This window comes from Pseudomonas sp. ADAK21 (genome assembly GCF_012935735.1).
In the GTDB taxonomy this organism is placed as follows: Bacteria; Pseudomonadota; Gammaproteobacteria; order Pseudomonadales; family Pseudomonadaceae; genus Aquipseudomonas; species Aquipseudomonas proteolytica.
Window position 1 is genome coordinate 282512 of the sequence record NZ_CP052857.1, and the last position, 17725, is coordinate 300236.

General features: G+C 60.2%; 15 protein-coding genes and 4 tRNA genes. 10 read left to right on the forward strand and 9 right to left on the reverse strand.

Annotated elements, in window-relative coordinates; translation table 11 throughout:
* Positions 1-37: 37 nt before the first annotated feature.
* Entirely contained in the window at positions 38-2119 is a 2082-nt protein-coding gene (locus HKK57_RS01285; RefSeq protein ID WP_169852119.1) for a carboxy terminal-processing peptidase, read from the forward strand.
* A gap of 118 nt (positions 2120-2237) precedes the next feature.
* Entirely contained in the window at positions 2238-3995 is a 1758-nt protein-coding gene (locus HKK57_RS01290; RefSeq protein ID WP_237150411.1) for a bifunctional diguanylate cyclase/phosphodiesterase, read from the forward strand.
* 18 nt (positions 3996-4013) lie between these two features.
* Here the strand turns inward: HKK57_RS01290 and HKK57_RS01295 are convergent, their stop codons facing one another.
* The 5 genes from HKK57_RS01295 to HKK57_RS01315 form a co-directional block, all read right to left on the reverse strand.
* A complete protein-coding gene (locus tag HKK57_RS01295; protein ID WP_029292809.1) occupies positions 4014-4400 on the reverse strand; it encodes a tetratricopeptide repeat protein in 387 nt (128 codons plus the stop codon).
* Positions 4401-4772: a hypothetical protein gene (locus tag HKK57_RS01300; protein ID WP_029292807.1), complete on the reverse strand. Its 372-nt coding sequence runs from the start codon at positions 4770-4772 to the stop codon at positions 4401-4403.
* Positions 4769-5107: a helix-turn-helix domain-containing protein gene (locus HKK57_RS01305; protein WP_029292804.1), complete on the reverse strand. Its 339-nt coding sequence runs from the start codon at positions 5105-5107 to the stop codon at positions 4769-4771. Before HKK57_RS01305 ends, HKK57_RS01300 begins: the two co-directional genes overlap by 4 nt.
* 97 nt (positions 5108-5204) lie before the next feature.
* Positions 5205-5660, reverse strand: a complete 456-nt coding sequence (locus tag HKK57_RS01310; protein WP_029292802.1) for a YkvA family protein — start codon at positions 5658-5660, stop codon at positions 5205-5207.
* Positions 5661-6032: 372 nt separating this feature from the next.
* Complete coding sequence (locus HKK57_RS01315; protein WP_029292800.1) at positions 6033-6761, reverse strand: FKBP-type peptidyl-prolyl cis-trans isomerase; 729 nt, start codon at positions 6759-6761, stop codon at positions 6033-6035.
* A 258-nt stretch (positions 6762-7019) separates the two neighbouring features.
* Between HKK57_RS01315 and HKK57_RS01320 the strand changes: the two genes are divergently transcribed.
* Together HKK57_RS01320 and HKK57_RS01325 are read left to right on the forward strand one after the other, a co-directional pair.
* Positions 7020-8828 (forward strand): di-heme-cytochrome C peroxidase, encoded by a 1809-nt coding sequence (locus HKK57_RS01320; protein ID WP_169389676.1) that lies wholly within the window; start codon positions 7020-7022, stop codon positions 8826-8828.
* A 29-nt stretch (positions 8829-8857) separates the two neighbouring features.
* Positions 8858-9991 carry a catalase family protein gene (locus HKK57_RS01325; protein WP_169389677.1) on the forward strand — a complete coding sequence of 378 codons (1134 nt, stop codon included), beginning with the start codon at positions 8858-8860 and terminating at the stop codon, positions 9989-9991.
* A gap of 241 nt (positions 9992-10232) precedes the next feature.
* On the opposite strand, the gene HKK57_RS01330 is transcribed toward HKK57_RS01325, so the two are convergent.
* Positions 10233-10309 (reverse strand) — tRNA-Asp (locus HKK57_RS01330).
* An 18-nt stretch (positions 10310-10327) separates the two neighbouring features.
* Positions 10328-10403, reverse strand: a tRNA-Val gene (locus HKK57_RS01335).
* 201 nt (positions 10404-10604) lie between these two features.
* Between HKK57_RS01335 and HKK57_RS01340 the strand changes: the two genes are divergently transcribed.
* The 3 genes from HKK57_RS01340 to HKK57_RS01350 all read left to right on the forward strand — a co-directional run bounded on the left by HKK57_RS01340 (position 10605) and on the right by HKK57_RS01350 (position 14631).
* Positions 10605-11123: a sigma-70 family RNA polymerase sigma factor gene (locus HKK57_RS01340; protein WP_070995369.1), complete on the forward strand. Its 519-nt coding sequence runs from the start codon at positions 10605-10607 to the stop codon at positions 11121-11123.
* A gap of 7 nt (positions 11124-11130) precedes the next feature.
* A complete protein-coding gene (locus tag HKK57_RS01345) occupies positions 11131-12114 on the forward strand; it encodes a FecR family protein (protein WP_070995370.1) in 984 nt (327 codons plus the stop codon).
* Positions 12115-12192: 78 nt separating this feature from the next.
* The gene (locus tag HKK57_RS01350; protein ID WP_169389678.1) at positions 12193-14631 is read left to right on the forward strand and encodes a TonB-dependent siderophore receptor; all 2439 of its coding nucleotides are present in this window, start codon (positions 12193-12195) and stop codon (positions 14629-14631) included.
* A 258-nt stretch (positions 14632-14889) separates the two neighbouring features.
* On the opposite strand, the gene HKK57_RS01355 is transcribed toward HKK57_RS01350, so the two are convergent.
* Both HKK57_RS01355 and HKK57_RS01360 read right to left on the reverse strand, forming a co-directional pair.
* Positions 14890-14966 (reverse strand) — tRNA-Asp (locus HKK57_RS01355).
* A gap of 19 nt (positions 14967-14985) precedes the next feature.
* Positions 14986-15061, reverse strand: a tRNA-Val gene (locus tag HKK57_RS01360).
* Positions 15062-15220: 159 nt separating this feature from the next.
* Between HKK57_RS01360 and rdgC the strand changes: the two genes are divergently transcribed.
* The 3 genes from rdgC to sugE all read left to right on the forward strand — a co-directional run bounded on the left by rdgC (position 15221) and on the right by sugE (position 17669).
* On the forward strand, positions 15221-16141 hold the full coding sequence (gene rdgC / locus HKK57_RS01365) for a recombination-associated protein RdgC (protein WP_029292788.1): 921 nt from the start codon (positions 15221-15223) through the stop codon (positions 16139-16141).
* 150 nt (positions 16142-16291) lie between these two features.
* Positions 16292-17248, forward strand: coding sequence for a bile acid:sodium symporter family protein (locus HKK57_RS01370; RefSeq protein ID WP_070995372.1), 957 nt, complete (start codon positions 16292-16294; stop codon positions 17246-17248).
* Positions 17249-17354: 106 nt separating this feature from the next.
* Positions 17355-17669, forward strand: a complete 315-nt coding sequence (sugE, locus tag HKK57_RS01375; protein WP_065943540.1) for a quaternary ammonium compound efflux SMR transporter SugE — start codon at positions 17355-17357, stop codon at positions 17667-17669.
* Positions 17670-17725: the final 56 nt, after the last annotated feature.

Sequence of the window (17725 nt, forward strand, 5' to 3'; positions counted from 1 at the left end):
TAATATGCGTTATCAATTGCCCCCGCGTCGAATCAGCATGAAGCATTTGTTCCCCAGCACCGCCCTCGCTCTTTTCATTGGTCTCGGCCTGTTGCCGCTGTCGACCAATACGTTCGCAGCCAACAGCTGGGACAAACTTCAGCCTGATCGCGATGAGGTGATTGCCAGCCTTAACGTCGTCGAGTTGCTCAAGCGCCACCATTACAGCAAGCCGCCGTTGGACGACGCGCGCTCGGTGATCATCTATGACAGCTACCTCAAGCTGCTTGATCCCTCGCGCAGCTATTTCCTGGCCAGTGATGTTGCCGAGTTCGACAAGTGGAAGACCCAGTTCGACGACTTCCTCAAGAGCGGCGACCTGCAGCCTGGCTTCACCATCTACAAGCGTTACCTAGACCGTGTCAAAGCGCGTCTGGACTTCGCCCTGGGTGAGCTGAACAAAGGCGTCGACAAGCTCGACTTCACCCAGAAGGAAACCCTGCTGGTGGATCGCAAGGAGGCCCCGTGGCTGACCAGCACCGCCGCCCTGGATGACCTGTGGCGCAAACGCGTCAAGGACGAAGTCCTGCGCCTGAAGATCGCCGGCAAAGAGCCCAAGGCGATCCAGGAACTGCTGACCAAGCGCTACAAGAACCAATTGAGCCGCCTTGAGCAGACCCGCGCCGAAGATATCTTCCAGGCCTATATCAACACCTTCGCGATGTCCTACGATCCGCACACCAATTATCTGTCGCCAGATAACGCGGAAAATTTTGATATCAACATGAGTCTGTCCCTCGAAGGCATCGGTGCCGTGCTGCAAAGCGACAACGATCAGGTCAAGATCGTGCGCCTGGTGCCCGCCGGCCCTGCGGACAAGACCAAGCAGGTCGCCCCGGCCGACAAGATCATTGGCGTGGCCCAGGCCGACAAAGAGATGGTCGACGTGGTCGGCTGGCGCCTGGACGAAGTGGTCAAGCTGATCCGTGGGCCCAAAGGCAGCGTGGTGCGCCTGGAAGTGATTCCGCACACCAATGCGCCGAATGACCAGACCAGCAAAGTGGTGTCGATCACCCGCGAAGCGGTGAAGCTCGAAGACCAGGCCGTGCAGAAGAAAGTCCTCAACCTCAAGCAGGATGGCAAGGACTACAAGCTGGGCGTGATTGAGATTCCGGCGTTCTACCTGGACTTCAAGGCCTTCCGTGCCGGTGATCCGGACTACAAGAGCACCACCCGCGACGTGAAGAAAATCCTCACCGAGCTGACCAAAGAGAAGGTCGACGGTGTGGTCATCGACCTGCGCAACAACGGTGGCGGCTCGTTGCAGGAAGCCACCGAGCTGACCAGCCTGTTTATCGACAAGGGCCCTACCGTGTTGGTGCGCAACGCTGACGGCCGTGTGGATGTGCTGGAAGACGAAAACCCCGGCGCCTTCTACAAAGGCCCGATGGCGTTGCTGGTCAACCGCCTCTCGGCTTCGGCCTCGGAGATTTTCGCCGGTGCGATGCAGGACTACCACCGCGCAATGATCATCGGTGGCCAGACCTTCGGCAAAGGTACGGTGCAGACCATCCAGCCGCTCAACCATGGCGAGCTGAAGCTGACCCTGGCCAAGTTCTACCGGGTTTCCGGGCAGAGCACCCAGCACCAGGGCGTACTGCCGGACATCGATTTCCCGTCGCTCATCGACACCAAGGAAATCGGCGAAAGCGCCCTGCCCGAAGCCATGCCATGGGACACCATCCGCCCAGCCATCAAGCCCGCATCGGACCCGTTCAAGCCATACCTGGCCCAGCTCAAGGCCGAACATGACCTGCGCTCCGCCAAGGATGCCGAGTTCGTGTTTATCCGCGACAAGCTGGCCCTGGCCAAGAAGCTGATGGCCGAGAAGACCGTCAGCCTCAATGAAGTGGACCGCCGCGCGCAGCACACCGATATCGAGAACCAGCAACTTGCCCTGGAAAACATCCGCCGCAAGGCCAAGGGTGAAGCCCCGCTCAAGGAGCTGAAGAAAGAAGACGAAGACGCGCTGCCGACTGAACCTGAAAAGACCAAGCCGGAAGATGATGCCTACCTGAGCGAAACCGGGCGGATTCTGCTGGACTACCTGAAAATCAGTAAGACGGTGGCCAAGCAGTAAATGATGGCAATTTAATGTTGCCGCTCCACTGAGCGTCATCAAACAGACATCATTCTGTCGTGAAATGAAGGACCGGGCGCCCCAGGCACCCGGTCCTTTTTTTTCGACCGAGATCATCATGACCATGACCGAACAGCTGAATGCCCTGGGCTCCATCCTGGCTCAGGGCAGTTTGCACAGTCTGTTCCAACCCATCATCAGTCTCTGCGAACGCCGCATCCTCGGCTACGAAGCCCTGAGCCGCGGCCCCTCCAACAGCCCGCTGCACTCGCCCCTCGCGCTGTTTAGCGTGGCGCGCCAGGCCGGACGCCTGAATGAGCTGGAGATGGCCTGCAGGCAAAGCGCCTGCAAGCGCTTCAGCGAGCAGAAGCTGCCGGGCAAGCTGTTTCTCAACGTCTCACCCGAGTCGCTGCTGGAAACCACCCATCAACCGGGGCGCACCTTGCAGATGCTGCGCGAGTACGGGATCGCACCCAGCCAGATCGTGATCGAACTCACGGAGCAAGCGCCGACCGACGATTTCCAGCTGCTGCAGACCGCCCTGCACCACTATCGCGACATGGGCTTTTCAATTGCCCTGGATGACTTGGGCGCCGGTTACTCCAGCTTGCGTTTGTGGTCCGAGTTGCGCCCGGACTACGTGAAGATCGACCGGCATTTTATCGACGGCATTCACCAGGATGCGCTCAAACGCGAGTTTGTCGGCTCCATCCTGCAGATCGCCAGGGCTTCCCGTGCGCAGGTAATTGCTGAAGGCATCGAATTGCCAGAAGAATTGGCGGTGCTCACGGAGATGGGCGTGGATCTGATCCAGGGCTACCTGCTGTGCCGTCCCCAGGAGCACCCGCCGACCGAAGCCCGGTTGATGCTGGCCAGGCCCGACAGCACCAGCGTCTCGCTCAACGAGGACGCCAGTGACCTCAGCGCCCTGCTCAACGAACAACCGGCCGTGGCCCAGGACATCGCCACAGCAAAAGTGCTGGAAGCGTTCCGCAGCCAGGCCAACCTCAACTCCCTGGCGGTCCTCGATGGGCGCGGCCAGCCCATCGGCATCGTGCATCGGCATTCGTTGTCCGACGCCCTGCTCAAGCCATTTGCCACTGATCTGTTTGCGCGCAAGCCCATCAGCCGCTTGATGAGCGACGACTTCCTGGCCGTGGAGCTGAGCCAGTCGTTGCAACAGGTCAGCCGCCTGCTGACCAGCCGCGCGCGGCAGCGCATCGAAGAAGACTTCATCATCACCCAGAACGGCAACTACCTGGGATTGGGCCGGGTGATCGACGTGCTCAAGCTGATTACCGAACTGAAAATCCAGCAGGCGCGCTACGCCAACCCACTGACCCTGCTACCGGGCAATGTGCCGATCCAGCAGTGCCTGACGCGGCTGTTGCAGCAGCAGCGCGAATCGGTGATTTGCTATGTGGATATCGACAGCTTCAAGCCGTTCAACGATATCTACGGCTATGGCCGTGGCGATGAAGTGTTGTTGTGCCTGGCGCAATGCCTGAACGACCGGGTGGACCCCAGCCGCGATTTTGTCGGGCATATTGGCGGCGATGATTTTTTACTGGTGCTGGGCGCCCAGGATTGGCGCAAGCGTCTTAACCAGTTGGTGGATGATTTCCAGACCCTGTGCCGGCGTTTCTACCGCAGTGAGCATTTGGAGGCGGGATGTTTTATCGCCCTCAATCGCCAAGGGGCGCGACAGGAGTTTGCCTTGCTGTCGCTGTCTATCGGCGTGGTGCATCTGCATCCGCTGAGTTGCGGACACTTGGATGCCAGCCAGTTGGCGGAACTGGCCTCACAGGCCAAGCATCACGCCAAGAACGTGGCCGGCTACAGCATCCACGTAATCGACAGCCGCGAACTCCTGTAGGAGGCGGCGTGCCGGCGCTTACAGTTGCTCCAGGCGCATCTGCGCCAGCGGATGCCCGGCCTTGGCGGCGAGGGTCCACCAGCGCGCGGCTTCGACCGGGTCGGGGGCCTTGCCCAGGCTGCCAGCCAGGCTCAGCACGCCGACTTGATAGGCAGCCTTGCCATCTCCAGCCTGGCCGGCCAAGCGCAGCAAGCGCACGCCCTCCTCCCGTGCGCCAAGACCCTGGCCGCGAAAGGTCAGGATGTGCCCATAGAAACTTTGGGCCTCGACATTACCCAGGTTGGCCATGCGTGCAAACTGCCCCTCCAGCCAGTGCCAGCCACGGGGCTGACGCACGAACCATGACCAATGAAACAACCTGCGCGCCAACCAGTAGCTGGCATACGCTTTGAGCTTCCAGAACACTCAAGCCTCCGCTGATTCAGGATATTCGTACTCGAACACACGGACCACTTCCGAGGCGTGCCACGACGCCGCAGCGACGCCATCGGATGGCCCGCAGAAACGTCCAAGGCGTTCGACACATTCAAAAAAACCGGTGCGCGGCAAGCGACTCGCGCCCTGGCTGATCACCAGGGAACTGCGCAGGGGTTGCTCGGCCTTGGCATCCAGGGCGGCCAGGTGCTCAAGTGCAGCGGTCAGGGTTTGCATCGCAGGCGTCGGAAACTGCAGGCGCTCAAGCAATGCGCGATAGGTCAAAAGATGGCGTTGGCGACGGGCCTGATCAAGTTCGTTGAGCAATCCATCCCAATGCTGACGGCTGATGCGCACACTCACACTGCATCCCTCCAACCCGCAATCCCCAACTCCCAGGCCAGGCTGCGACGGATCGCGGCATCCGGCTGGCGCTCACCACTTTCAATCAAACCCAGGTAGGACGGGCTGATACCCACAGTACGGGCCAATGTCTCGATCGCCAGCCCCTTGGCTTCGCGCAGGCTGCGTAATTGCTCCAGGGGGCGTAGATCCTGCTCGGTAGCGATGGGTGGGATCTGTGCAGAAGGCGTGGCTGGTTGCTGCAGGCCGGCGGCTGTCAACAGCGCCTGGTACTGAGCCCATGGCAGAACCGCGTATTCGGGTTCGCCATCCCGTGAAATGATTTGTATATCCATGACTGCCCCGTAGGATCACAACACTTACGAAGTAAGTACTTTCCTTAGGAGTGTAATCCTAACAGCCACAAAGAGCGCAGGGGGATAATCCGCGTCTTCAGTTTTTTTTCGGGTTTTCCTGCTCCAGAAGCTGTGGCGTGGCGGGCAAGCGCTCAACCACCACCAACTTCTCCGGGCGCTGGCGTTCACGCCAGGCGCGGAAAGCACTCAGTTCACCGTCCAGGGACTTCATGACCCAGGCCAGAACCGCGATGTCATCGAGCATGCCGAACATCGGCAGGAAATCCGGGATCGCATCAATCGGGCTGAGGAAATACATCAAGCCCGCCACTACCGATATCAGCGCCTTGGGGCTGATGGCCCGGTACTCGCCGCGCCAGTAGGCCAGGCACAACGCCTGGAGCAGCTTCAGGTCGTCCTTGAGCTTGCCCAGGCGGCTGCCCTGGCTTGAACCTTTGGCAGCGACCGCGAACAACAGGGTCGGCAGGCGTCCACGCCCAATCAGGCGTGCGGCCAACGGTAGGAAACGGGTGAAATTCCAGGGTGCTTTCATCGTCACTCCAGTTCCAGGCGAGAGAAAAGGTTATCCACACAACTTGTGGATAACCTTGTGAACAGAGCCCATTTTCGCGGCTGAAAGCCACGTAATACAAGGCCTACAGTCAGATCGGGCGTTTTTTGCGCACATAAAAAAATCCCAAGATTTCATTGACTTGGGGTGCATCTGCGGCTACCCGTGCCGAGGTATAGCATCAGACTGCTCTAAATCGCAGGTGTTCGTTCGGATTGCAAGGGATCCGGTTTTCAGCGAATTCACCCTGTGGAGAGCAGGCTTGCCACAATCAGCCCGCTCACCACAGATAAATAGAACCCGCAGAAACAACAACGCCCCGTATAAACGGGGCGTTGGGTGTTCAACTGCTGCTTACTTGGCAGCAGGTGCTTCAGGAGCGTCAGCCTTGGCCGGGTCCTTGATTGCCAGCAGCTCCAGGTCAAAGACCAGTACGGAGTTGGCTGGAATCGCCGGGCTCGGGCTCTGGGCGCCGTAGGCCAGGTCGGACGGGATGTACAACTCGACCTTCTCGCCTACGTGCATCAGTTGCAGGCCTTCGACCCAACCCGGGATCACGCCGCTGACCGGCAGGTCAATCGGGCTACCGCGATCCACGGAGCTGTCAAAGGTGGTGCCGTTGGTCAGCTTGCCGGTGTAGTGCACAGTCACTACGTCGGTAGGCTTGGGTTGCGCGCCTTCGGCCTTCTTCACGATCTTGTATTGCAGACCGGAAGCGGTGGTGACGACGCCGTCTTTCTTGGCGTTGTCTTCGAGGTATTTCTTGCCGGCGGCTGCCGATTCTTCGCTCATCTTGGTCATGCGTTCTTCAGCACGCTTTTGCAGTGCGGAAAACGCTTCTACCAGTTCTTCGTCCTTCAGCTTCTGTTCTTTCTTGCCGACGGCATCTTCGATGCCTTGGGCAACGGCCTTGGAGTCCAGGTCATCCATACCTTCCTGAGCCAGGCTTTTGCCCATGTTCAGGCCGATACCGTAGGAAGCTTTCTGCGCCGGGGTTTTCAGCTCTACGCTGGTTTGCGAATCACAACCCGCAAGTACCAGGCTAACCAGGGCCACCGCCGCCGCCAACCGATGCTGTTTCATGCTATTTCCTTGTTCATGCGCCAAAAGGGCATTCGAATAAAGTCGCGAGCTTATCAGGCGGCCACGACCAATGGCTACCGGCATGTGAGCAGGAAACTTCTGATAAGTTCACGTGTTTAAAAGCATTTTCATCTGCCAAAAAGCCCGGCGAAGGACAGCCGATGTACCGAAAACCGCCTGCGTAGACGGATCATGGCTACTTGCCGCCTACCGCGCTCAGTGGCATAAGGACACAACCACTCGACAAGGATAGTTATCTTGCGCATTTTTTCCCGTGCTTTACGCCTGATCCTGTCACTTCTGGGACTGGGGCTGGCCGTCGTACTCTATTACGTGGCCAACCCGAAGCTACCGGATTACGTGCCGGTACAGCAGGTGCACTACCAGGACCAATGGAGCGCCGCCGACCGCCAGGTCTACTACTTCACCCCCCAGGGCACCCAGGTCAAGGGCCTGCGCTACAACTGGTTCTCTGCGCTGGAGCTGCCGTTTTCCGAGCAGCGATTTGCCGAGCCGGCCAACCTGGCGCGCTTTGGTTTCCTGGTAGACCCGCGGCAACAGGCCACACCCCAGAACCCCGGCAACCTGCCCGTAGGTTTCGCCCGGCACAAGAATGCCGGCAGCAACGATGAGTTTCTCGATATAACCTGCGCCGCCTGCCACACCGGCGAGTTGCGCTTCAATGGCCAGGCCCTGCGCATCGACGGCGGCTCGGCGCAACACGTGCTGCCCTCCAGTGTCCCGACCCTGCGCGGTGGCAGCTTTGGCCAGGCCCTGGTGGCCAGCCTCGCGTCCACTTATTACAACCCGTTGAAGTTCAGGCGCTTCGCCCACCGCGTACTGGGCGATCAATACGACGCCCAATACGATCAACTGCGCCAGGACTTCAAGAAGTCCCTGGACAACTTCCTCAAGGTGGCCTGGAACGATACCCACCGTGGCCTCTACCCCACCGAAGAAGGCCCGGGGCGCACCGATGCGTTCGGCCGCATCGCCAACGCCAGCTTCGGCGATGCCATTTCGCCGGAAAACTACCGTATCGCCAACGCGCCGGTGGACTACCCACAGTTGTGGGACATGTGGACCTTCGACTGGGTGCAATGGAACGGCTCGGCCCAACAACCCATGGCGCGCAATATCGGCGAGGCACTGGGCGTAGGCGCGACCCTGGCGTTCTTCGACAGTGCCGGCCAGCCTCTGCAGGGCGATGCGCGCTACCCTTCCAGCGTACGCGTGCGTGACCTGAACCTGATCGAAGAAACCCTGCAACGGCTAAAGCCCCCGACCTGGCCTGAAGCGCTGTTCGGCGCTATCGACAAACCCCTGGCCGCCCGTGGCCGCGCATTGTTCACGGAAAACTGCGCGGCCTGCCATGTGCCCAGCGTGAGTGAAGTCAACGGGCGCCCGGTACAGCAGTTGAAGATGCTAGCGGTGGACTACATCGGCACCGACCCAGGCACCGCCAGCAACATTGCCGACCAACGCTACGACCTCAGCGCCCTGCAATGGGACCCGGCCGAGTTGGCGCAATTAAACGTCGAACTGCACCCCGCGCCGACCGAACCGCTGGACCTGCGTAGCCTGTCCGTGGCCAAAGGCCTGGCCTATGTCACTGCATTTGTCGAAGAACATGCTTACCGCGCCGCCGGTATCACCCCGGCCGAACGCCCCCGCCTGGACGGTTTCGGCCTGCCCATCGGCGTGCGCGAGCTGCGCGCCTACAAGGCCCGCCCGCTGGCCGGTGTGTGGGCCACGCCGCCGTTCCTGCACAACGGCTCGGTGCCGACGCTCTACCAATTGCTATCACCCCAGTACGAGCGCAGCCGCACCTTCTATAAAGGCACCTTCGACTACAACCCACGTCACCTGGGCTATCGCACCGAGGCTTTTAAAAACGCGTTCCTGTTCGATACGAGCATCACCGGCAACCGTAACAGCGGCCACGAGTTCCGCGCGGGCAAGCGTGGCAACGGGGTGATTGGCCGGGGCCTGGAGCCTGAGGAACGCTGGGCGTTGCTGGAATACCTGAAAGTACTGGGCGGCCCGCTGGAGCAGCAACTGCCATGACTTCCCCATTTCGATACAAGGACCGTTCCATGCTCGCTCGACTGTGGCTGCGCCTCGGCGCGTTTCTCGGCAAGACGCTGTTATGGCTGGTAGGCCTGGGCCTGCTCGGCTGGTTGCTGTCGACCCTGTGGTTTGCCTGGCACCACAGCGGCCCGGTGCCTACCGAGGAGCAGATACCGCCGGGCGAAGCGGCCATGACCCAAGGCATCATCCAGACGGCGGTGCGCATCGTCGACCAGCATCGCGAAGGCACCCGTTACCTGCGCGATGCCCATGCCAAGGCCCACGGCTGCGTGAAGGCCGAAGTCCGCGTGCTGCCGGACCTTGAGCCGGCGCTGCGCCAGGGCGTGTTCACCGAACCGGGCAAGACCTGGCAGGCGATGATGCGCCTGTCCAACGGCAACGCTTATCCACAGTTCGACAGCATCCGCGATGCTCGCGGCATGGCGATCAAGTTGCTGGACGTGCCGGGCAAGCAATTGCTGGCCGATCAGCAGGCGCGCACCGAGCAGGACTTTGTCATGTTCAGCCACCCGAATTTCTTCGTCAGCGACGTGGCCGAATACGCGCAGAACGTCGGGGCCCAGGCCGATGGCAAAAAAGCCATGGCCTTTTTCCCAAGCCTCGACCCGCGCAGTTGGCAGGTGCGGCATCTGTTTATCGCCCTGGCCACACTTGCACCCGCACCGGCCAGCCCGACCGAGGCGACGTACTTTTCGGTATCGCCCTACAAGTTCGGCAGCGCAAATGCCAAATTCCGCGTCGCCCCAGACCCGCAAAGCTGCCCGGAGTACAGCCTGCCCAAGCAAAACCAGGACTTGCCGAACTTCCTGCGCAGCGCCTTGAGCCAGCAACTGTCCACGGACCGCATCGACGCGTGTTTTGTGCTGCAGATCCAGCGCCAGAACCCGCAGAAATATATGCCCATCGAAGACACCAGCATTGAATGGAAAGAAAGCGACGCGCCCTACGAGAGCGTGGCAAAAATCCGCATCCCGGCGCAGGACTTTGATACTCCGGCCCTGAACCTGGCCTGTGACAACCAGTCGTTCAACCCATGGTTTGGCGTGGAGGAACACCGGCCGATTGGTGGGATCAATCGGCTGCGCAAGGCGGTGTATGAGGCGGTGAGTGATTATCGGCATAGCCGTAACACCCCCTGATCGTTGACCTGTAGGAGCGGGCTTGCCCGCGATGTTCGTTAACGATGACGCTGGTTGCCTGACACCCTACGGCGTTTTATCGGACACCATCGCTGGCACGCTGGCGCCTCTTCGCGTAGGCGCAGGTCAACGTGTATGGGAGGATTTGTCCCTGGCCACAGAATCCCAGGCACAAAAAAGCCCGCTCAGTGAGCGGGCTTTGCGTGGTGACCTGGCGTTCAGCATTCCAGGTTACCGAATATGGCGCAGCGGACGGGACTCGAACCCGCGACCCCCGGCGTGACAGGCCGGTATTCTAACCGACTGAACTACCGCTGCGCGTAGCATTGGACGTAATGGTGGGTGATGACGGGATCGAACCGCCGACCCTCTGCTTGTAAGGCAGATGCTCTCCCAGCTGAGCTAATCACCCTTTACGTTTGGTGCGGGGCGCATCATATACGAAAATTTCGCAATGTGTTGATTTAAATGCAATTTATTTGAAATATCTTTTCGCCAGCAGGCTACACCCAGGAAAACCGGTGCTTGTAGCGGGTAAACGCGAGTCTATTGCGTTTACCCAGCCCTGGGCTCACAATTAGAAACCATTCTCAATAACACCTGGGCCACGCCTATGTCTGTGGGTGAACCGCCATTCCAACGGGAAATAACCCAGCTCTACAGCGAGCATCATGGCTGGCTACTCACCTGGCTGCGGCGCAAGCTGGGCTGCCGGCAGAACGCTGCCGACCTGGCGCAGGACACCTTCGCGCGCATCCTCAACACCCGTGAATCGGTGGCGACGATCCGCGAACCCAGGGCCTACCTGAGCACCACTGCGCGGCGGCTGATCATCGACCAGGCCCGACGCAAACAGATTGAACAAGCCTACCTGCAGGAGCTGGCGCTGACGATGGACGCGCTTGAGGGGTTCCAGTCGCCGGAACAGATCAACACGACCCTTGAAGCTCTGGAGCAGATCGCGTTTATCCTCGAAGGCATGCATGAGTATTCGCGCCAGGCATTTGTGCTCTATTACCTCGAAGAACTGACCCAACAGCAGATCGCCCGGCAACTCAAGCTCTCGGAACGCACGGTACGCAAATACCTGATCCAGGCCCTGGTGCATTGCGGCCATAGTATGGACACCTGAGCCCCCCATGCCCGACGCCCGCCAACAGATCGAAGAACAAGCCGCCGAATGGATGCTGCGCCTACATGAAGGTGAGCTGAGCGAAGCCCAGCGCCTGGCGTTCGATTGCTGGAAACAACAAGGCCCGCACTACGCCGCTGCCGCTGCACGCATGGAAGCGGTGATTTCGCGGATGCAGGCCCTGCGTGGGAAAAAGTCACCGGCACGGGCAGCGCTGAATGCTGCGTTCGCCAATCAGCAATCGCGCCGCAGCAAAAGCGCAGTGCGCACCCTGCTGCTGGCATGCAGCCTGGCAGTGCCTGCCGCGGCGCTGCTGCTCAGCCCCTACCCGCAGCGCTGGATGGCCGACGTGCGCAACGGCCCCGGCCAGTGGCAAACCCTGCGCCTGGCCGACGGTTCGGCCCTGAGCCTCAATGGCATCAGTGCGGCCAACCTGCATTTCGACGCCACGCAACGGCGCATCGAACTGCTGCAAGGCGAAATCCTGGTGGAAGTGGCCCACGATCAGGCACGGCCGTTTATCGTACAGACCGCCCAAGGCAGCATGCGCGCGCTGGGCACGCGATTTGTGGTCAAGCGTGAGGGCGATAGCACCGTGCTGAGCATGCTTGAATCGCGCGTGGCAGCCCACAGCGCCGATGCGCGGCAGAGCCTGGAGGTCGCCGCTGGTTCCCAGGCCCTGATCAGTACCGACAGCGTCCGCCTGACCGGTAGCATTGACCCGGCCGGCATCAATGAAGCCTGGCGTCGCCATCAACTGGTGGTGGAAAACCGGCCATTGCCCGAGGTGCTGGATGAAATCGCACGGCATCGTTCTGGCCGCCTGCAGTTTGACCGTGCCGCCTTGCAAAGCCTGCGGGTGTCGGCCGTGATCCCCCTGGACGACAGCGACCATGCCCTGCAACTGCTGGCGCAAACCCTACCGATAACGGTGCAAACCTATACCCCTTGGCTGGTCATCGTGAACCCGTCCAACACAGCCAATAAATAATTATTCGCATTTGCTTCCGGTTTTTTCGCAGTTGCCCGTCAAGCAAGGTAATTCGACACATAAAGGATTGCCTTCACCATGCACACCCCTTCCTACCTTCGCGGGCGCTTTGCCCTGCTAAGAAGTGCGCCATTTTCCCTGGCCATGCTCGCCGCCACCGTTGGCGCCTTGCACATCAACCTGGCCCAGGCGGATACGCCAAGCACCGCTGCCCAGGCTTACAACATTCCCGCCGGGCCGCTGGGCAGCTCGCTTAACCGCCTCGCCCAGCAAGCCGGCGTGGCGATTGTGTTCCAGTCCCGGGAACTGGAAGGCCTCAATGGCCCGGGTTTGCAAGGCAATTACGGCATACAGGACGGTTTCGACCGGTTGCTGCAGGGCAGCGGCTACATCGCGGTAAAGGGCGACCAAGTGTATGCACTGCAACCCGCGCCCGCTGCCAGCAACGGCAGCATGGAACTGGGCCCGACCCAGGTCACCGGCAATCAGTTGGGTAACGTCACTGAAGACAGCGGTTCCTACACGCCCGGCAGCATCGCCACCGCCACGCGCCTGGTGCTGACCCCCAAGGAAACCCCACAGTCCGTCAGCGTTGTTACGCGCCAGCACATGGATGACTTCGGCCTGAACAACGTCGACGACGTGATGCGCCATACCCCGGGCATCACCGTGTCGGCCTTCGACAGCGAGCGCAGCAACTACTACGCCCGCGGTTTTTCGATCAATAACTTCCAGTACGACGGCATTCCTTCGACGGCGCGTAACGTCGCCTATTCGGCGGGCAATACCCTGAGCGACATGGCGATCTATGACCGCGTCGAAGTGCTCAAGGGCGCCACTGGCCTGCTGACCGGCGCCGGCTCCCTGGGCGCGACGATCAACCTGGTACGCAAGAAGCCCACCGCCGATTTCCAGGGGCATGCCACCCTCGGCGCCGGTTCCTGGGACAACTATCGCAGCGAACTGGACGTCAGCGGCCCACTGACCGAAAGCGGCAATGTGCGCGGCCGGGCGGTCGCAGCCTACCAGGACAAGCATTCGTTCATGGACCACTACTCGCGCAAGAGCCCGACGTACTACGGCATCATGGAGTTCGACTTGTCACCGGACACCCTGCTGACCGTCGGCGGTGATTACCAGGACACGTTGCCCAAGGGTTCTTCCTGGTCAGGCAGCTTCCCACTGATCAACTCCAAGGGTGATCGCAACAAGGTCAAGCGCTCGTTCAACAACGCCGCTGAATGGAGCAGCTGGGAGCAGTACACGCGCACCGTATTCGCCATGCTCGAACATGACCTGGGTGATGGCTGGGTGACCAAGCTGCAGCTGGACCACAAGATCAACGGCTACCACGCACTGATGGGCTCGATCCAGGGCGACCAGCCACAGCCGGACGGCACCGCACAGTTGACCTCGGGCAAATACACCGGGGAAACGGTCAGCGATTCCGCCGACCTGTACGTGAGCGGCCCGTTCAGCCTGGGCGGCCGCGAACATGAACTGGTGCTGGGCGGCTCCATCAGTGCCTCGCAGTGGAAAGGTAAAGGCTACTGGAACCTGAGCCCGAACATCGTCGACTTCAATAACTGGCACGGCCACGCGACCCTCCCGGACTGGGGCAATGCCCAATCCCTGACCGACGACACCGTGCGCCAGACCGGCGCCTATGTAACCACCCGCCTGAATCTGGCCGATGACCTGAAGCTGCTGCTGGGCGGTCGAGTGGTCAACTACCAGGTCACGGGCTACAACCCCAACTATCGTGAATCCGGGCGCTTCGTGCCGTATGTCGGTGCTGTCTACGACCTGAACGACACCTACTCGGTGTATGCCAGCTACACCGACATCTTCATGCCCCAGGAAAACTACAACCGCGACCGGGATAACAAGCTGCTTGAGCCCGATGAAGGCCAGAACTGGGAATTGGGGGTGAAAGCCGACTTCCTCGACGGCCGGGTAAACGCCAGCGCGGCGTACTTTGAAATCCACGAGTCCAATCGCGCCCTCTCCGATGACGAGTACAACAACCAGACGCCAATCCCGTCCAACTACGCCTATAAGAGCAGCAAGGCTGTGACCAAGGGCTACGAAGTGGAAATGTCCGGCGAGATTGCCCCCGGCTGGCAATTGCAGGCGGGCTATACCCACAAGATCGTGCGCGATGACAAGGACGTGAAAATCTCCACGTTCGAGCCTGAAGACCAGATCAAGCTGTACACCACCTACAAACTCAAGGGCGACCTCGACAAATTGACCGTCGGCGGTGGCGTGCGCTGGCAGAGCGTGGGCTGGCAGGATATCTACAACAACCCACATGGCGGGTATGAGGAGTTCTCCCAGGAGGCCTACTGGCTGGTAGACCTGATGACCCGCTACCAGGTCACCAAGAACCTGTCGGCAACGCTGAACGTCAACAACATCTTCGACAAGTCCTACTACACCAATATCGGTTTCTATAACTCCGCCGCCTATGGTGAACCGCGCAACTTCATGGTCACCACACGCTGGAATTTCTAAACCCCCAATAAAAAACGCCCCCGGTCATCGGCAATGACCGGGGGCGTTTTTTTAACACAATCCCTGTAGGAGCGAGCTTGCTCGCGAAGAACCTGAGAGCACCGCGTGCACCCAGGATGCCCGCATCATCGTTAACAATCTTCGCGAGCAAGCTCGCTCCTACAAAAGCACAAACGCAAACCCCAGACAGCAAAAAGCCCGCTCAATGAGCGGGCTTTCTGTGGTGACCTGGCGTTCAGTGTTCCAGGTTACCGAATATGGCGCAGCGGACGGGACTCGAACCCGCGACCCCCGGCGTGACAGGCCGGTATTCTAACCGACTGAACTACCGCTGCGCGTAACACATGAAGCGAATGGTGGGTGATGACGGGATCGAACCGCCGACCCTCTGCTTGTAAGGCAGATGCTCTCCCAGCTGAGCTAATCACCCTTCGTTTCGGTGTGGCGCGCATTCTACGGAGCGACCCCAAGTCTGGCAAGCACTTTCTTAAATCTTTTTTTTCAGCCCTTCCAATGGCTTAGGCAGGGTTGGCCTGCGGCCTTATCAAGAGAATAATGCCCCACTTTGTATAAAGGAGAGACTCACCCCATGTGGTTCAAGAACCTGCTTATCTATCGCCTGACCCAAGATCTGCCTGTTGATGCCGAGGCGTTGGAAACTGCAATGGCCACCAAACCGGCGCGCCCTTGTGCAAGCCAGGAGTTGACCACTTACGGTTTCGTCGCACCTTTTGGTAAAGGTGAAGACGCGCCCCTGGTGCACGTCAGCGGTGACTTCCTGCTGATCGCTGCGCGCAAGGAAGAACGTATCCTGCCAGGCAGCGTGGTGCGTGATGCGGTGAAGGAAAAGGTCGAAGAGATCGAAGCCGAGCAAATGCGCAAGGTCTACAAAAAGGAACGGGACCAGATCAAGGATGAAATCATCCAGGCCTTCCTGCCACGCGCGTTTATCCGTCGTTCGTCGACCTTCGCGGCCATCGCGCCAAAACAGGGCCTGATCCTGGTGAACTCGGCCAGCCCCAAGCGCGCCGAAGACCTGCTGTCGACCCTGCGTGAAGTGATCGGCACCCTGCCGGTACGTCCGCTGACCGTGAAAACCGCGCCAACCGCAATCATGACCGACTGGGTCACCACCCAGAAGCCGGCCGATGACTTCTTCGTACTCGACGAATGCGAACTGCGCGACACCCACGAAGACGGCGGCATTGTGCGCTGCAAGCGCCAGGACCTGACCGGCGAAGAAATCCAACTGCACCTGACCACCGGCAAGGTCGTGACCCAACTGTCCCTGGCCTGGCAGGACAAATTGTCCTTCATGCTCGACGACAAAATGACCGTCAAGCGCCTGAAGTTCGAAGACCTGCTGCAAGACCAGGCCGAACAGGACGGCGGCGACGAAGCCCTGGGCCAACTGGATGCCAGCTTCACCCTGATGATGCTGACCTTTGGCGACTTCCTGCCGGCGTTGGTGGAAGCATTGGGCGGTGAAGAGACCCCGCAAGGTATCTAAACGCACACACTCAATGTAGGAGCTGGCTTGCCAGCGATGGCGGTGTATCAGTTGCAGAGTCACTGACTGACCCAACGCTATCGCTGGCAAGCCAGCTCCTACAGTTGATTGGGCTACCACTCCCAGCACTCTAATAATAAGGACATCGCCATGCGCGCACTCGCCGCCTTGAGCCGTTTCGTCGGCAATACTTTCGCCTACTGGGTGCTGATCTTTGCCGTGGTCGCGTTCCTTCAGCCCAGTTGGTTCATCGGCCTGAAAAGCGCCATTGTGCCGCTGCTGGGCCTGGTGATGTTTGGCATGGGGTTGACCCTCAAACTTGAAGATTTCGCCGAGGTTGCTCGCCATCCATGGCGCGTAGCCCTGGGCGTTGTCGCGCACTTTGTGATCATGCCCGGTGTGGCCTGGTTGCTGTGCCAGGCCTTCCACCTGCCACCGGAAATCGCCGTCGGCGTGATCCTGGTCGGTTGCTGCCCAAGCGGCACCTCGTCCAACGTGATGACCTGGCTGGCCCGGGGCGACCTCGCATTGTCGGTGGCCATCGCCGCCGTCACCACCCTCCTCGCCCCGCTGCTGACCCCGGCGCTGATCTGGCTGCTGGCTTCCGCGTGGCTGCCGGTATCGTTCATGGAGTTGTTCTGGTCGATCCTGCAAGTGGTGCTGCTGCCCATTGTCCTCGGGGTATTGGCGCAACGCTTACTGGGTGATCGCGTGCGGCATGCCGTCGATGTATTGCCATTGGTATCGGTGGTCAGCATCGTGATTATTGTCGCGGCCGTGGTCGCGGCGAGCCAGGCGAAGATTGCCGAATCGGGCCTGCTGATCATGGCGGTGGTGATGCTGCACAACAGCTTCGGCTATTTGCTCGGTTACTTCACCGGCCGCGTGTTCAAGCTGCCACTGGCCCAACGTAAGTCGCTGGCGCTGGAAGTAGGCATGCAGAACTCAGGGCTGGGTGCCGCACTGGCCAGTGCGCACTTTTCGCCGCTGGCGGCGGTGCCGAGTGCGCTGTTCAGCGTCTGGCACAATATTTCCGGGGCGTTGTTGTCGACGTATTTCCGCCGGATGAGCGAGAAAGAAGACCGCAAGGCACTCGCCGAAACTTGATCGGATGCTGGCTTTTCGGCACTCTACGAACCTTCGCGGGGACGACCCCGCGACTCGTTCGAGCATTCAATCCGGGGACGACCCCACTTCTAAAAGGAAGGTCTTTATGTCCTGGGTCATTCTGTTTTTCGCCGGGCTGTTTGAAGTTGGCTGGGCTGTCGGCCTGAAATACACCGACGGTTTCAGCAAGCCGCTGCCTACCGCCCTGACGATTGCCGCCATGGCCGTCAGCCTCGGCCTGCTGGGGCTGGCCATGAAGGAGCTGCCGCTGGGCACCGCCTATGCCATCTGGACCGGTGTCGGTGCCGTGGGCACGGTGATCGCCGGGATTATCCTGTTTGGCGAGTCCATGGCGCTGTTCCGGCTGGCCAGCGTAGCGCTGATCATTGCCGGGCTGATTGGTCTCAAGATCAGCGCCTGATGCTGTTGTAGGAGCCGGCTTGCCGGCGATGAGGCCCTTTTTGCGGACGCCATCGC

Bases quoted from the DNA above. Each gene is read 5' to 3' on its own strand.
- HKK57_RS01325 (WP_169389677.1), top strand. From the start codon at position 8,858: ATGCTCGCTCGACTGTGGCTGCGCCTCGGCGCGTTTCTCGGCAAGACG.
- HKK57_RS01340 (WP_070995369.1), top strand. From the start codon at position 10,605: ATGTCTGTGGGTGAACCGCCATTCCAACGGGAAATAACCCAGCTCTAC.
- HKK57_RS01315 (WP_029292800.1), bottom strand. From the start codon at position 6,761: ATGAAACAGCATCGGTTGGCGGCGGCGGTGGCCCTGGTTAGCCTGGTA.
- HKK57_RS01370 (WP_070995372.1), top strand. From the start codon at position 16,292: ATGCGCGCACTCGCCGCCTTGAGCCGTTTCGTCGGCAATACTTTCGCC.
- sugE (WP_065943540.1), top strand. From the start codon at position 17,355: ATGTCCTGGGTCATTCTGTTTTTCGCCGGGCTGTTTGAAGTTGGCTGG.
- rdgC (WP_029292788.1), top strand. From the start codon at position 15,221: ATGTGGTTCAAGAACCTGCTTATCTATCGCCTGACCCAAGATCTGCCT.
- HKK57_RS01345 (WP_070995370.1), top strand. From the start codon at position 11,131: ATGCCCGACGCCCGCCAACAGATCGAAGAACAAGCCGCCGAATGGATG.
- HKK57_RS01290 (WP_237150411.1), top strand. From the start codon at position 2,238: ATGACCATGACCGAACAGCTGAATGCCCTGGGCTCCATCCTGGCTCAG.
- HKK57_RS01310 (WP_029292802.1), bottom strand. From the start codon at position 5,660: ATGAAAGCACCCTGGAATTTCACCCGTTTCCTACCGTTGGCCGCACGC.
- HKK57_RS01350 (WP_169389678.1), top strand. From the start codon at position 12,193: ATGCACACCCCTTCCTACCTTCGCGGGCGCTTTGCCCTGCTAAGAAGT.
- HKK57_RS01285 (WP_169852119.1), top strand. From the start codon at position 38: ATGAAGCATTTGTTCCCCAGCACCGCCCTCGCTCTTTTCATTGGTCTC.
- HKK57_RS01305 (WP_029292804.1), bottom strand. From the start codon at position 5,107: ATGGATATACAAATCATTTCACGGGATGGCGAACCCGAATACGCGGTT.